We start from the raw sequence: 13,748 nt of genomic DNA on the forward strand, positions 1-13,748 counted from the left end.
GTCAGGCCTCCAGATTGCGGCCGACGATGCGGACCAGGAAGAAGGCAACGATGTTGGCGATGACCACCGCGACCAGGCCGCCGGCCGACGCCGTGCCGACGTCGAACTGGATCAACGCCTGCGAATAGACCAGGAAGGCGATGTTGGTGGTCTGCAGGCCTGGGCCGCCACCGGTCGTGACGAAGATCTCGGCGAACACCGTGAGCAGGAAGATCGTCTCGATCAGGATCACCACCGTGATCGGGCGCGCCAGATGCGGCAAGGTCAGGTAGATGAAGCGCGACAACGCGCTGGCACCATCCATCTCGGCGGCCTCCTTCTGCTCCTCGTCGAGCGACTGCAGCGCGGTCAAGAGGATCAGCGTCGCGAACGGCAGCCATTGCCAGGCGACGATGAAGATCACCGCGAGCAGCGGCGCGTCGGTGAACCAGTCGATCGGCTTCAGCCCGACCGAGGTCGCGATCCACGCGAACAGGCCGGACACCGGGTGCATCAGCAGGTTCTTCCACACCAGCGCGCTCACCGTGGGCATCACGAAGAACGGCGCGATCACCATGAGGCGGATGAAGTTGCGCCCGATGACGGGCTGGTCGAGCAGGATCGCGAGGGGAATGCCGAGGCCGATGGTGAGCAGCAGCACCGAGCCGACCAGCACGAGGGTGTTCTGCAGCGAGGCGAGAAAGGCGGGGTCGGTGAGGAAGTATTCGAAATTCTCCAGGCCGACAAAACTCTCGGAGCCGGGATCGAGCAGGCTGTAATGCAAGGTCGAGAAGTAGACCGTCAGCGCCAGCGGCACGATCATCCAGATGAACAACAGGATCACCGCCGGCGACATCAGCGCCCGGGCGAGCAGTTGTGTTTGTCGGGTGGCCATGTCGCGATCCGTTCTGCTCGATGAACACTGCCGTCATTGCGAGCTAAGCGACGCAATCCAGGAGCGTCGACGGGACTCTGGATTGCTTCGTCGCTTCGCTCCTCGCAATGACGGCTGATGGTTTTGCGAGAGCATCACTAAATCCAAACCTTAGCGCTTAAAGCTCTACAAGCGGACGCAGTGCCTGTGAATGCGCCCTCTCCCCTTGTGGGAGAGGGCAAGTTTGGCCCATCCGCGCACTCGGTTGGGTGAGGGGTCTCTCTCCGCGAGCTCCACTGTGGAGACAGACCCCTCACCCAACCGAGCTTGTTGCGCTGTCCTACTTGCCCTCTCCCACAAGGGGAGAGGGCGCAGTCATGGGCACCGGCCTCATGCTCGAGCCATCAAGTCCGTAGGGTGGGCAAAGGCGCGAAGCGCCGTGCCCACCGTCTTCACCGGTGCCGTGGGCGGTGGGCACGCTTCGCTTTGCCCACCCTACGAAATCAGCCGGCGAGAAAATGCGGCCATCCCTTGTGGGGAGGGATGGCCGCCAGTGATCAGCTCGGGAGGAGTTTCGTGTCGAGCTGATAACCTGAGCCGCGCCTATTTGATGTAGCCGGCGCGTTTCATCTCGCGTTCGGTGGCAGACTGCGCTGCTGCGAGCGCCGCATCGACGGTCATCGATCCCGCGAGCGCCGCGGAGAACTGCTGGCCGACCGCGGTGCCGATGCCCTGGAATTCCGGGATGGCGGCGTATTGCACGCCGACATAGGGCACCGGCTTCACGGTCGGATGGCTGGGATCAGCCGCGTCGATCGAGGCGAGCGTGATCTTCGCGAACGGCGCGACCTTCAGATAGTCCTCGTTCTTGTACAGCGAGGTGCGCGTGCCCGGCGGCACGTTGGCCCAGCCTTCCTTCGAGGCGACGAGCTTGGTGTAGTCCTTGCTGGTCGCCCAGGCGATGAACTTCTCGGCCGCATCGACCTTCTTCGAACCGGCGGGGATCGCGAGATTCCAGGCCCAGAGCCAGTTGGCGTTCTTGCCGAGGCCGGTGTTCGGCGCCAGCGCGAAGCCGACCTTGTCGGCGACCTTGGACTCCTTCGGATTGGTCACGAACGAGGCGGCCACAGTGGCGTCGATCCACATCGCGCATTTGCCCGAGTTGAACAGCGCGAGGTTCTCGTTGAAGCCGTTGGAGCTGGCGCCGGGAGGGCCGGCGTCCTTCATCAGGTCGACATAGGTCGACAGGGTCTTCTTCCATTCCGGCGTGTTGAACTGCGGCTGCCATTTCTCGTCGAACCAGCGCGCGCCGAACGAGTTCGACATCGCGGTCAGGAACGCCATGTTCTCGCCCCAGCCGGCCTTGCCGCGCAGGCAGATGCCGAACGTGCCGGCCTGCTTGTCGGTGAGCTTCTTGGCGGCGTCGATGACGAAGTCCCAGCTCGGGCTCTCCGGCATCTTCAGCCCGGCCTTCTCGAACAGATCGGTGCGATACATCACCATCGAGCTCTCGCCGTAGAACGGCGCGGCGTAGAGCTTGCCGTCGACGGAGACCGCATCCTTGATCTTCGGCAGGATGTCGTTCGCGTCATAGTCGGCGCCGAGCTTGTCGAGCGGCACCAGCCAGTTCTTCTTGGCCCAGATCGGCACTTCGTAGGTGCCGATGGTGAGGATGTCGAACTGGCCGCCCTTGGTGGCAATGTCGGTGGTGACGCGCTGGCGCAGCACATTCTCTTCCAGGGTCACCCACTTCACCTGGATGTCGGGATTGGCCTTGGTGAATTCGCCGGTCAGGCCCTGCATCCGGATCATGTCGCCATTGTTGACGGTGGCGATGGTCAGGGTGGTCTCGGCCGATGCGGGCAGCGTGGTCAGCAGCGTGGCGGCGCCCATCAGGGCGGCAAGCGTGCGCGTGCGAGTGAAGATGGTCTTCACGGTCTCCTCCCTTCCCGTGTCTTTTGAACATATGCTCACGGGCTGAGCTGATGTTCACAACAACAGTCAGACTTTGTCAAGCACGCGCCGACGCCCACAGGTTGTGCGCCGCGGGACGTGGATAGCTTGAGATTGAAAAGCAGCTGTTTCGAAAGCGGCGCTTAGTCCAGGACCGCGCGCGCAGTGGCCTCGTCGGTGATCAGGCCATTGATCAGCTTCCCGCCCAGCGCGGCGCGAATGGCCGGTGTCTTCGCCGGTCCGAGCGCCGCCGCGATGGTCATCGCGCGCGCCGGGACATCGGGCGGAATGCTGGTCAGGCGGCGGTTGATGCCGGCATCGATCACCCGGCCCTTCGCGTCGTACGCCCAGCCGGTGATCTCGCCGATGGCCCCCAGCCGCATCATCTCGGTGAGCTCGTCGCGGGTGACGAAGCCGTCGACATGCATCTGCGCCTTCTGGTCCATCTGGCCAATGCCGACGAGCTTCAGGTCCGCCTTGTCGGCGACCGCCTTCACCTTGGTGATCGCATCGAGCCGGACCATGCGGTCGCGCTCGTCCTCGCTGCCCATCAGGAACGGCAGCGGCATCGGGTAGTGCCGCGCGCCGGTGCGATCGGCCAGCCGGCCAACGGTGTCGAAGAAGCTGGCGGAGCCGTCCGCCAGGATGTTGCCGACCAGCGAGACGATCTGATGCTCCGGCCGGTCGATCGGCGAGACGCGCTCGACCGCGGCGCGCACGGCGCGTCCCGTGCCGAGCGCGATGATGACCGGCGTCTCCGCGCGGAGCGTTGTCTCGAGCAGGTTGGCGCAGCGCTCGGCGATCCCCGCGGCACCGGTTGGCGCGGCGGGATCGGTCGGCACCACCTCGCAATGCACCAGCGCGAACCGCTCCTTGAGTTGCGCGGCAAGCGCCATGCAGGAGGCGATCGGATGTTCGAGCCGGAAGGTGATCAGCCGCTCGGCAAGGCACAGCGACACCAGGCGCTGCGCCGAGGCGCGCGAGACCTGCAGCATCCGAGCGATCTCGTCCTGGGTATGGCCGGCGATGAAATACAGCCAGCCGGCGCGGGCGGCGTCGTCGAGCCGTGATTTGTCGCTGTCGCTGGCCGCCATGACGCCGCGCGGTCTCCTACCCCATTCGTCCGCCGCGCGCCGAGCCCGAGCGTGACGCGCATTATGGCACGCCCCTCCCGGCAACGGGAACCGACGCTCGGCCACCATCCCCAAGCGCATGGGCCAGCGGCGCTCGTAAAGAGATCATATGCTCTGAGGATGAGCAATAGCTCGTGCAGTGCTCGGCCGGTCACTGGCAAGAGCTCCTGGTCGGTGCGCTGGGCGCCGGCCCGGTCTAGCCGGTACTGACGCCATCGCGCGGAACCCCGTCTGCCGCACAGCGGCTGCGCATTCTTGAGCGATGCGGCAGAGGATGTGGCCACCTAGCTGGATCAGCATGGCCCGTCCCTCCATCGTCACGCCCCGCCGCGCTGCCCCTGTCTTCATCTGCCGCAAATGCCTGAAGCGCAGCGATGACGCCAAGGGAATCAAGAAGGGCATCAAGAAGGCGATCAAGCGTGAGGCCAGGCTCGCTGCCTCGTCCAGCTGCAAGCCGCCGCGCCTCATCATGACGAGTTGCTTCGGCCTGTGTCCGAAGCGCGCGGTCGTCATCACCGGCGGCGCCTGCGCGGCGCGTGGGGACTATGTTCTCGTCGCCACGAGCAACGATGTCGCAGGCGCCCTGGCCCGCCTGAACGACGATCAGAACAGGTCGTCCTGAAGATCATCCTCGTCGTCATCCTCGCGGGCGAGCGCCGCGACGGTCCGGTCGGCGATGTTGCGCATCAGTCCGATCTTCGAGAGATCATGGCCGTCGAGCACGGCCCGCGCGACCACGGCGAGATCGGCCCAGCTGAGCCACTCGCCCGGCGGCCCCTCGCGCATCCACAGCGCGGTCAGCACGAACAGCTGCGCCCAGCGCTCTCGCTGCGCGCCGATCGCGCCATTGTCCTGCAGCAGCTTGGCGGGAAGCTTCTCGCGGGCGCGCTGGCTCGCGCTCTTCACCTTCTGCTCCAGCTCGGCATCGTCCTCGAACCAGGAGCCTTCGATCTCGTCGAGCTCTGAGATCTCACCGCTATCGGCGAGCGCCTGCGCGACGTCGTCCGGATCGCGCAGATCGTCCGGCAGGTCGGCAATCAGCGCGTCGAGCGCCGCGCGGCAGTCGATCCGCTCCGGCTGCCACGCGGCGCCGCCGATCGTCTCCGCGACTTCCAACAGCCCGGCCGGCGGCGCATCGCCCGCCTTCACGGTGAGAGCGAGATGATGCGCGATCATGCGGTCGATGAAGGCGCGGCTGACGTCCAGCACGGGGCCGTGCGTCCCGATCTCCGCCACCGTCTTCTTGACCGTCGGGACGGGCTGCGGCGGTCCGGTCATCGCCTCGGTGATTCCATTGCCGGTGAAGATGGTCGACATCCGTTTCGTCTTGCGGTCGACGGGCGAGACCGCGAGCAGCAGCTGCGCGCCGGAGCCGTCGATCGGGCTGGACTTGAGCTCATCGACCGCGCCCTTGTCCCAGGGGGCGCAGTCCACGCCGGCCGCGCGAGCCTTCTGGATGATTGCATCGACGGCCGCGCGCTCGCGCTCCGGCCGCCAGTTGCGCAACGCGATCACGCGCCGGAGATCGACCGGCGACAAGGTCGAGGCCCGCTCTGCCAGCACCCTCGCGGCTTCCTTGCGCACCGCTGCGCTGGCGTTCTGCAGGAACAGCACCGCAGCGGCACGCGCATCGGATTGCTCGTGTTGCGCGAGCAGGGTGACCAGAGCGACCTTCGCTTCATCAGGAAGAAGGTGCGCCCCCTGCGCGAACGAGGACACCAGCTCGAACGGGTCGCCGTCGCAGGCTTCGAGCATCTCGTCGAGCACCTGGCCGATATCGCCGGGCAGCAGGTCGTCGTCGTCCTCGTCGACGAGCTCGGCCGAGACCGCGGCGAGCTCCGGAGATGCGGCAATGCCGGCCTGCTGCAGCGCGCCGCCGAGATAGGCCAAGAGCGTGCCCTCGATCTCGCCGTCTTCGACGCGGGCGGCGAGATCGGACTGGAAGCGCGCAATGAGCTCGGCGGCATCCTTGGCGCCGCGCTTGGCCCGCTCGTTCAGCCCCGCGAGCAGCATCTGCAGCAGAAACAGATAGGCGATGCCGAGCGGTTCGTCGTCGCCCGCCGGCGGCATGTGACGGCACACGCCCTGGGAGGCCGCGAAGATCTCGGTGTTGTTGCTGAGCAGGAAGCGCTCGAGCTCCGGGGTCGGCTGCGGCAGCCGCCCCTTGGCAAAGCCCACGGCGAGCTTCTTGGCGTGGTGGTCGAGACCGGCAGTCTGGGTGCCAGATTTGGGCATGACGAACTCCTCGAAGATCGCGAAAATACCGCGGAAGCAGGCTCTTAGAAATCGGCTTCCGCAGCAATCCACCGTGATCAGGCCGCCGTTGGGGCCGGCAATGGTGAACGAAACCTTGCGTCGAACGGTCGGATGTCGCCGTCCGCCTTGACGCTTGCTTCGCACGCGGCGGGCTTAACTGCCGCCCATGAGTCCGATCGCCTCCAACGCCGTTTCCGGCATGAACGCGGCCACGCGCCGGCTCGAAGTGTCGGCGTCGAACGTCGCCAATGCGATGAGCACCGGCGCGCTGCCCGATGCGAGCGGCAATGTGCCGGCGGGCGCGCCGAAGGCCTATGATCCGCTGACGCTGATGCAGAGCGACGCAGCCGGCGGCGGCACGCAGACCACCATCGCCAAGGCAAGCAACGGCACCTCGGCGAGCTACCAGCCCACGGCGCCGTTCGCCAACAAGGACGGCCTCGTCGCCGCCCCCAATGTCGACCTCGCCCAGGAGATGATCAGCCAGCTCGTCGCCAAATACACCTTTGCCGCCAATGCGCGCGTACTCAAGGCGACCGACGAGATGAGCCGCATCGTGGTCGACATGAAGGTCTAGCGCGCCGCGGCGCTTTCCTGAGTCTCCCTGCTCATCAGCAGCGCCCCCGTCTTCCGCTGCCATCGCCCGGCGACCACACCGAGGCCGCGCGTCCCGCGGCCCGACAGGCGTGCTTTCACGCAGCCGTGATGCCGGATCGAGATCCGGCGACAGGCCGCCGGCGTAGCAGCAGGGTGAGCACCTCTTCTTCCTCATCTGTCGTGACGCGATCCCAAGCGCAGCCGCACTGTGCGCCGCGCGCGGTCGTCGCGCCGCAGCGGGGGAGGAGCGCATGATCAACGCCGCCGCACTTCTGATCACTGCGCTGCTGTTCGGCGGCATGACGCTGTTCTCGTTCGGCTTCGCGCCGTTCCTGTTCAGCGCCCTGCCCGCTGAGACCACGCGCACGCTGATCCGCCGCGCCTTCCCGCATTTCTATCTGTTCGTGATCGCAACGGCGGCCGTCGCCGGCCTGTTGGCACTGACGGGAGACGAGCTATCGGGCGCGGCCCTGCTCGCGATCGCGCTGACCGCGGCGCTGGCGCGGCAGATCCTGATGCCTGCGATCAACCGCGCCGCTGACGCCGGCGAGAAGCGTCGCTTCGCCCGCCTTCACGGCGCCTCGGTGATGCTCACCTTGATCCATATCGTGCTGAGCGCCGCCGTGCTGCTGCGCCTCGCGCAATAGTAACGGCGGCGGAGAAAGGACCCTGCGATGCTCTACAAGGATGCCGTGAAGCCCGCCTTCGCCGCCACCGCGGACGGTCCCTCGACCATCGATCCCGCCGAGATCGCGCGGTTCTCGCGGCTCGCCGACGAATGGTGGAAGCCGGACGGCGCGTTCAAGCTCGTCCACGCCTTCAATGCGGCGCGCGTCAGCTATCTCTGCGATCGCCTGCCCGCGCTGGTCGGCCGCGATCCCGCGGCAAACCTGCCGCTCGCGGGCCTCGAGATCATCGACGTCGGCTGCGGCGCCGGCATCGTGACCGAGCCGCTGTCGCGGCTCGGCGCCAGGACGCTCGGGATCGATGCGGCCGAGCGCAACGTGCTGGTGGCCGCAGATCACGCGCGCAAACAGAGCGCCGATGTCGCCTATCGCCACGCCGTGCCGGAGGACCTCGTGAGGGAAGGCGTGCGCGCCGACATCGTGCTGACGCTCGAAGTCGTCGAGCACGTTGCCGATCTCTCCCGCTTCGTCGGCGATGTCGCCGAGCTCGTGCGCCCCGGCGGCTGCCTGGTGATCGGCACCCTGAACCGCACGCCGATCTCGTTCGTGAAGGCGATCATCGGCGCGGAATACATCCTCGGCTGGCTGCCGCGCGGCACGCATGACTGGCGCCGCTTCGTCAAGCCTGTGGAGTTGCAGGCGCTGCTCGCGCCGCATCGCTTCATCCTGCTTGAGACGGTGGCCGTCGAGCTCAATCCGCTGACCATGCGCTGGTCGATCGGCGGCCGGCCCTCGACCAACTATCTGCAGATCTATCGCCGCATGCCGTGAACCGCTCGATCAGCGCGCGAGCACCGCGATCAGCCAGTGGATCAACGTCACCCCGCCGACCGGCGCGACCACCAGCAGCACCATGTTGAAGCCGAGCAGCCCGATCAGCACCTTCTCGCCCCGCGCCGATATCCGCCGCTTCGGGCGCTCGGGCTTGGGATCATCAGGCCAGTAAGCGGGCAGGTCCACGAACATGGGCGACCTCCGACAGGCGCGCTTCAGGCGCGGGACGATCAGTATCATCGATTGAAGGTCTTGGCTCAACGGCAGCGCCCCGCGACCAGATCAGACCTCGCACGCCCGATTCCTCGGCGAGGCGAACGCGCATGCCCCTCGCAGCTCGCAGAATTATCGTTTTACAATAATAAATTGCTGGGATAGACAGATCGCGTCGAAACCAAGAGAGGCAAGACGCGGCCGGGCATGGACGCCATCGCAAGATGGCGGCAGGGCGGCCGTAGCGATACATGACCTGGACAACACCCGCGCGCTGCGGCGAGACCCTCATCAGCTCCGGCCGTCGCAGGCCTTCGGCCCATCGACGCTTTCGGCGACGGCGCGTGCCCATTCGCGGGCTCGCCGCCCTCCTGGCCCTGCTCCTGACGGGCTGCGCCGCAGGGCTCGACGAGATGCATCCGCCCTCCGCAGAGCCATCGCTGCAGAGCCTCGCGCAACGTCACCGCGTCTGCGCAGCCGCCATCGGCTTCCTCACATCCGGCAGGCTCGCGCGCACCGAGATGCTCGCCGGCTGCCCCGGCGCGACGCCGCCGTCGGCGCACAGCGTGTTTCAGGTGGCCTCGCTGAGCAAGCCGGTGTTCGCCTATGCGGTGCTGAAGCTCGTCGCCGCCGGCAAGCTCGATCTCGACGCGCCGGTGCTGTCCTATCTTCCCAACGGCTACATGCACATCCCGGCGCCGTGGGACCCGGCCTCCGCGGGCGAGCTGGTCGACGCGCCCGGCCTGCGCAAGGTGACCGTGCGCATGGCCCTGAACCACACCTCCGGCCTGCCCAACGCCGCCAGCGGCAAGCTCGCCTTAGCGTCCGAGCCGGGCACGACCTGGGACTATTCCGGCGAAGGCTACATCCTGCTGCAACGCGCGGCCGAGGCCGTCACCGGATGTCCGCTCGATCAGCTGATGACCAGGCTCGTCTTTCAGCCGCTGCGCATGACCGACAGCAGCTACATCAGCCGCACTGACGCGCAGATGATGCCGCCGGACGGACGCGCGCTCCCCTTCACCCGCCCCGTCGCCGCCTACTCGCTCAGCACGTCGCTGCAGGACTACACGACCTTCGTCGCCGCCGTCCTCACCGACAAGACGATGCTGGAGACCATCACGCAAGCCCCCGCTCCCGTCGACGCCAAGCTCGGCCTCATTTGGGGCCTCGGCTGGGGTCTCGAACGCACCAGCAACGGCACGCACATTTGGCACTGGGGCAACAATCCCGGCTACCGCGCCTTCGTCATGGCCTCGGTCAAGACCGGCGACGGTGTCGTCCTGCTGAGCAACAGCGAGAATGGCCTGGCTCTGGCCGAAGCCGCGACGGAGCAGGCGCTGCCCGGGCGCCACGGCGTGTTCAGCTCGTATCTGATCCGAGAGGGCGCGGCGCATGTGAGCTGCAAGCTGGTCGGCGTGTGCTTCTGAGCAACAACGACCCGTGCCACCAGCTTTGCCCGGGCGGTCGTTGGGCGGTTCATTGTTGGGCGCGGATAACCTCGATGCGTCCCCGCGAAACTGCGACGAGACATCGAATTTATCCTCACGTCACCGGCCTTCGGTTCGCAAGGATCCGGGCTCCTGCACCTTCTACCGGTCTTGCCGACACGCCGGCGACAGCATCGGCACGTTCGCCCACGGCCAATTGTGCCACCGCCCATCGTCGCCGACGCAAGCGGAGGCTGTCGGAGGCTGGCTCGCCGTCGCGTCCGTGGATGCTTCAAGCGCGGCAAATCGGTGGTCGACATAGGTCGTGGAGGCATATCCGGCGACGGTCACCACCAGGACGACCACAAATCCCTTGGCCGAGTCACTCCAGCGCATCTCATCACCTCCCTTGTTCGACGTGCCACGACCACATGGGACGACCTTGACGCGCAATCGGGCGGCGGGCTGTGAGAGAGATCACATCGACGTCGAACAGGACGCACTCATCCATGAAGCGCAGCCCGAGTCACTCATCGGCAGGATCGTTCGCCGAGACAGCCCCGCTGCCACCCTCCCCTGGAGGGGGAGGGTGAGACCGCGGCGCCCGCCGTCGTCATCATCGGAACGTGGGCGACGCGTCCGCGGAATCGCCTCACGCGCCTAGAACGCATAGTCGAGCCCAAAGCTCATGCCCCGAAACAGCGTGCTCCCGCGGTGATCGACGCCGGAGGCGCTGACACTGGTCGGCGTGGTCGAGACCTTCTGGATCTGCGCCGGTGCCAGCGCCACGCCGTCGAACCACAGCGCGTCGACCCCGAGCTTGAGCGTGACGCTGCCGGTCAGCCGGTACTTCGCGACCACGCCGCCCTCCGCGACGAAGGTGGCGGCGCTGGTGGCGGCGGACGCCGGGAAGAGCTGCTTCGCCATGCTGACTAGCGTGGTCTGCCGCGACCGGTTGTCATACAGGCCGGCCTTGATGACGCCCTCCACCGACAAGCGTCCGTTCTGCCAGAGCTCGGATCTGGCTCCGACCTGGATTCCATAGAGATTGTTCATAGTCGTGGTGGTCCAGAACGGCGGATTGACGACGACCGCACTGTTGGCGAGCGGCACCGCGTTGGGCAGCGTGACCGCGCCGAGCAGCTTCCATGCGGGCTCGCCGAGATCGTCCGGGGTCAGCGTCCCCTGCAACTGGTCGCGCAGCTGCAGCCAGCGGACGCCGAGCGAGAGCGTCGTGCGCTGCGACAGCTCCAGGCGCGCCTCGGCCTCGAGGCTGTGCAGCCGCGTGTCGTCCCGCCACACCATCGACTGATAGGAATAGTCCTGCGTCTGCCAGAAACTTCCGGGCGCCTTCATGACCAGCCACTGCGCCGGCATCTCCGGCCCGGTCGACCTGACCGCCTTCAAGCCGGGCACCCCGACATAGGACAGCGCGAGCCCGTAGCCCGAGGGGGCGCGATAAGCGAGACTTAGCCGCGCGCCCGCGGCCAGGCGCTGGCCGAGCTGGCTGCTGTTCAGGACTTCGACGCCGGGCGTGTTGGTCGTATTGGCGCCGGTCAGCGTCAGCCACGGCACGTTGCCGGGCACGAGCGAGACGAGCAGTTGATGTGATGCGCCCGAGCGGCCGAGCAGGATCGTCTCGGCGGATAAGCTCCAGCGGGCGGGCGGCTCGGACGGCGGCGCCGAGCGGAAGAGCGGGCGTGCGTCATCGGCCGCAGGGCTATGATCATCGGCCGCCGCCGCGGTCGACGCGAGCAGCGCGACGGCGAGCGCGCACGGGACACGGGCGAAGCACCGACGCCGGCGGTCGCGTGGTGAGGCGGAAACGACGATCACCCGACTCCCCCTGTCTTGCGCCCACATGGCCTTACGCCGTCGCGCGCATTCGGTTGGGACTCTCACGCCACCGGATACGCCGCGTCGTCTCCGCGACGACAGCGACACCATCGCTCGGCATTCGCGATGGCGTCCGTTCGCCGGCAGAAAGCACGCTCGTTCGTAAGCATCCGCCGTAGACCCAGATGACGCCATCCTCGATGTCCAATTCGCTGGCGACGTCGTGCAACCATTCCTCATCTTCGCCGAGGTCCTTGGCAACCTTGGCGATGGTGGTGACGTGGTGAACTTTGTTGACGTGCGTGGTCATGCTGCTCGGGTGGAGAGCGCTGCGGCCTGAGGCGTCCAGTTCCAGGGCAGCAGTTCGTCGAGCCGTTGGGACGGGTGAGCGGCAATCCGGTCAATGACATCGGTCAGCCAGGCTTGCGGATCGATCCCGTTCATTTTGGCGGTGACGATCAGGCTGTACATCGCAGCTGCGCGCCGGCCGCCGCGATCAGACCCGCAGAAGAGCCAGGATTTTCGACCTAGGGCGATGCCTCGCAGACCGCGCTCGGCGGCATTGTTGGAGAGGCACACACGACCGTCATCGAGGAACAGCGTGAAGCTCGGCCATCGCTTCAGCACGTAATTGAATGCCTTGGCAAGGTCGTGCCCCCGGGCGAGCTTGGCGAGTTGCTCTTGCATGTAGAGCCGCAGGTCTTCGGTCAAAGGCCGACTGAGCGTCTGCCGTGCTTCGAGACGCTCCTGCGCGCTTTTGCCATTGATGGAACGCTCGATCTCGAACAACGCATCGATCCGGCGCACGACCTCGATTGCGATCGGAGAAAGCGGGATCTCCTTCTTGCCCGCAGCCTTGCGGCGCGCATTCTCCTCCAGATCGGCCATGGCAAAGAACGGGCGCCGCGCATGCGCCCAGCACGACGCCTCGCGGATCGGTCCAGGGCCGCGTCCAGCCAGATAGAGCTGGTTATAGCCGTCATAGGCGTCGGCCTGCAGGATGCCGGCATACCGCGCCAGATGCGCCTGCGGATGCTCGCCCTTGCGATCGCGCGAGTAGTAGAACATCGCTGCCGGCGGGTCCGCACCACCGAACGGCCGGTCGTCCCGGACATAGATCCAGCACCGCCCCGTGTCAGTCTTTCCCTTGGCCAGCACCGGCACGGTCGTATCGTCGGCATGAAGGCGCTCGGCCGTCATGACATGCGCTTCAACCAGGCGCAGCAGCGGGTCCAGCGACGCACAGACCGACCCCACGGCATCCGCCATGGTCGAGAGCGCTATCGGCACGCCCTCCAGCGCATAGCGCTCGGCCTGGCGGTTCAAGGGCTGATGCTGACCGAACTTCTCGAACATGATCATCGCCAGCAGGCTCGGCCCGGCCCATCCTCGCGCCACGGCATGGAACGGCGCCGGCACCTGGCTGATCTTCTCGCAGTCCCGGCAGGAGAACTTCTCCCGCACCGTCTCGATCACCTTCCATTGGCGCGGCACCACCTCCAGCGTCCGCGTCACGTCCTCGCCGAGCTTGCGCAGGCGATTGCTGCCGCAGCATTCGCAAGCCGTCGGCGGCTCGATCACCACCCGCTCGCGGGGCAGATGTTCGGGGAAGGTTTGTCGCTCGGTGCGCTTGCGCGTGAAGGCGCGGACCGTGCTGGTCTTCGCCGCGGCGCGTTCCGCCGCAAGCTCGTCCTCGGTGGCGCCAGCTTCCTGCTCTTCGAACGTCAGCGCCAGTTGTTCGAGCAGGCGTGATGAACGCTCCGACCGCTGCCCGTAGATCTGATGCCTCAGCTTGGCGATCTGCAGCTTCTGGGACGCGATCAGGGCTTCGTCTTCCGATGCCTTGGCTCGGGCAGCCGCAAGCTCGGCAGCGACCTCCAATCCCTTCGCGCGCTCGGCCCCCAACGCCTGTTTCAGGGCGACGACGTCATCCGGTCCAGCATCGCAATCGGCGTTCATGCGACGCAGTGAATCACAGATCAGGCCGGTTGGAACTCCCTAAATACCGGAAAGCCGC

General features: G+C 66.6%; 13 protein-coding genes. 5 read left to right on the forward strand and 8 right to left on the reverse strand.

What is annotated here, in order from left to right; all coding sequences use genetic code 11:
* Position 1: 1 nt before the first annotated feature.
* From BRAD285_RS30020 to BRAD285_RS30030, 3 genes are all read right to left on the reverse strand, one after another.
* The gene (locus tag BRAD285_RS30020; RefSeq protein WP_006611401.1) at positions 2-874 is read right to left on the reverse strand and encodes a carbohydrate ABC transporter permease; all 873 of its coding nucleotides are present in this window, start codon (positions 872-874) and stop codon (positions 2-4) included.
* A 582-nt stretch (positions 875-1,456) separates the two neighbouring features.
* Positions 1,457-2,746 carry a sugar ABC transporter substrate-binding protein gene (locus tag BRAD285_RS30025; protein ID WP_050886821.1) on the reverse strand — a complete coding sequence of 430 codons (1,290 nt, stop codon included), beginning with the start codon at positions 2,744-2,746 and terminating at the stop codon, positions 1,457-1,459.
* 203 nt (positions 2,747-2,949) lie between these two features.
* The gene (locus tag BRAD285_RS30030; protein WP_006611399.1) at positions 2,950-3,900 is read right to left on the reverse strand and encodes a sugar-binding transcriptional regulator; all 951 of its coding nucleotides are present in this window, start codon (positions 3,898-3,900) and stop codon (positions 2,950-2,952) included.
* 337 nt (positions 3,901-4,237) lie between these two features.
* Here BRAD285_RS30030 and BRAD285_RS30035 point away from each other — a divergent pair, with 337 nt between their 5' ends.
* Positions 4,238-4,561, forward strand: coding sequence for a hypothetical protein (locus BRAD285_RS30035; protein ID WP_006611398.1), 324 nt, complete (start codon positions 4,238-4,240; stop codon positions 4,559-4,561).
* Here the strand turns inward: BRAD285_RS30035 and BRAD285_RS30040 are convergent.
* A complete protein-coding gene (locus BRAD285_RS30040) occupies positions 4,543-6,339 on the reverse strand; it encodes a hypothetical protein (RefSeq protein WP_006611397.1) in 1,797 nt (598 codons plus the stop codon). The genes BRAD285_RS30035 and BRAD285_RS30040 overlap by 19 nt on opposite strands.
* 22 nt (positions 6,340-6,361) lie before the next feature.
* Between BRAD285_RS30040 and BRAD285_RS30045 the strand changes: the two genes are divergently transcribed.
* The 3 genes from BRAD285_RS30045 to ubiG all read left to right on the forward strand — a co-directional run bounded on the left by BRAD285_RS30045 (position 6,362) and on the right by ubiG (position 8,249).
* Positions 6,362-6,772 (forward strand): flagellar basal body rod protein FlgC, encoded by a 411-nt coding sequence (locus BRAD285_RS30045; RefSeq protein ID WP_006611396.1) that lies wholly within the window; start codon positions 6,362-6,364, stop codon positions 6,770-6,772.
* Positions 6,773-7,043: 271 nt separating this feature from the next.
* Positions 7,044-7,439: a DUF4149 domain-containing protein gene (locus BRAD285_RS30050; protein WP_006611395.1), complete on the forward strand. Its 396-nt coding sequence runs from the start codon at positions 7,044-7,046 to the stop codon at positions 7,437-7,439.
* Positions 7,440-7,466: 27 nt separating this feature from the next.
* Positions 7,467-8,249 (forward strand): bifunctional 2-polyprenyl-6-hydroxyphenol methylase/3-demethylubiquinol 3-O-methyltransferase UbiG, encoded by a 783-nt coding sequence (gene ubiG / locus BRAD285_RS30055; protein ID WP_006611394.1) that lies wholly within the window; start codon positions 7,467-7,469, stop codon positions 8,247-8,249.
* 9 nt (positions 8,250-8,258) lie between these two features.
* Here the strand turns inward: ubiG and BRAD285_RS30060 are convergent, their stop codons facing one another.
* Complete coding sequence (locus BRAD285_RS30060) at positions 8,259-8,444, reverse strand: hypothetical protein (protein ID WP_006611393.1); 186 nt, start codon at positions 8,442-8,444, stop codon at positions 8,259-8,261.
* A gap of 365 nt (positions 8,445-8,809) precedes the next feature.
* Here BRAD285_RS30060 and BRAD285_RS30065 point away from each other — a divergent pair, with 365 nt between their 5' ends.
* A complete protein-coding gene (locus tag BRAD285_RS30065) occupies positions 8,810-9,895 on the forward strand; it encodes a serine hydrolase (protein WP_244422162.1) in 1,086 nt (361 codons plus the stop codon).
* Positions 9,896-10,555: 660 nt separating this feature from the next.
* On the opposite strand, the gene BRAD285_RS30075 is transcribed toward BRAD285_RS30065, so the two are convergent.
* Genes BRAD285_RS30075 through BRAD285_RS30085 form a run of 3 tightly spaced genes read right to left on the reverse strand, consistent with a single transcriptional unit; the run spans position 10,556 to position 13,690 of the window.
* Positions 10,556-11,731: a hypothetical protein gene (locus BRAD285_RS30075; protein ID WP_139020605.1), complete on the reverse strand. Its 1,176-nt coding sequence runs from the start codon at positions 11,729-11,731 to the stop codon at positions 10,556-10,558.
* A gap of 31 nt (positions 11,732-11,762) precedes the next feature.
* Positions 11,763-12,041: a hypothetical protein gene (locus BRAD285_RS30080; protein WP_087877684.1), complete on the reverse strand. Its 279-nt coding sequence runs from the start codon at positions 12,039-12,041 to the stop codon at positions 11,763-11,765.
* Positions 12,038-13,690 (reverse strand): IS66 family transposase, encoded by a 1,653-nt coding sequence (locus BRAD285_RS30085; protein WP_157681702.1) that lies wholly within the window; start codon positions 13,688-13,690, stop codon positions 12,038-12,040. Before BRAD285_RS30085 ends, BRAD285_RS30080 begins: the two co-directional genes overlap by 4 nt.
* Positions 13,691-13,748 lie beyond the last annotated feature (58 nt).

The sequence above is a fragment of the Bradyrhizobium sp. ORS 285 genome, assembly GCF_900176205.1.
GTDB lineage: Bacteria > Pseudomonadota > Alphaproteobacteria > Rhizobiales > Xanthobacteraceae > Bradyrhizobium.

Bases quoted from the DNA above. Each gene is read 5' to 3' on its own strand.
- BRAD285_RS30020 (WP_006611401.1), bottom strand. From the start codon at position 874: ATGGCCACCCGACAAACACAACTGCTCGCCCGGGCGCTGATGTCGCCG.
- BRAD285_RS30025 (WP_050886821.1), bottom strand. From the start codon at position 2,746: ATGGGCGCCGCCACGCTGCTGACCACGCTGCCCGCATCGGCCGAGACC.
- BRAD285_RS30030 (WP_006611399.1), bottom strand. From the start codon at position 3,900: ATGGCGGCCAGCGACAGCGACAAATCACGGCTCGACGACGCCGCCCGC.
- BRAD285_RS30035 (WP_006611398.1), top strand. From the start codon at position 4,238: ATGGCCCGTCCCTCCATCGTCACGCCCCGCCGCGCTGCCCCTGTCTTC.
- BRAD285_RS30045 (WP_006611396.1), top strand. From the start codon at position 6,362: ATGAGTCCGATCGCCTCCAACGCCGTTTCCGGCATGAACGCGGCCACG.
- BRAD285_RS30050 (WP_006611395.1), top strand. From the start codon at position 7,044: ATGATCAACGCCGCCGCACTTCTGATCACTGCGCTGCTGTTCGGCGGC.
- ubiG (WP_006611394.1), top strand. From the start codon at position 7,467: ATGCTCTACAAGGATGCCGTGAAGCCCGCCTTCGCCGCCACCGCGGAC.
- BRAD285_RS30060 (WP_006611393.1), bottom strand. From the start codon at position 8,444: ATGTTCGTGGACCTGCCCGCTTACTGGCCTGATGATCCCAAGCCCGAG.
- BRAD285_RS30080 (WP_087877684.1), bottom strand. From the start codon at position 12,041: ATGACCACGCACGTCAACAAAGTTCACCACGTCACCACCATCGCCAAG.
- BRAD285_RS30085 (WP_157681702.1), bottom strand. From the start codon at position 13,690: ATGAACGCCGATTGCGATGCTGGACCGGATGACGTCGTCGCCCTGAAA.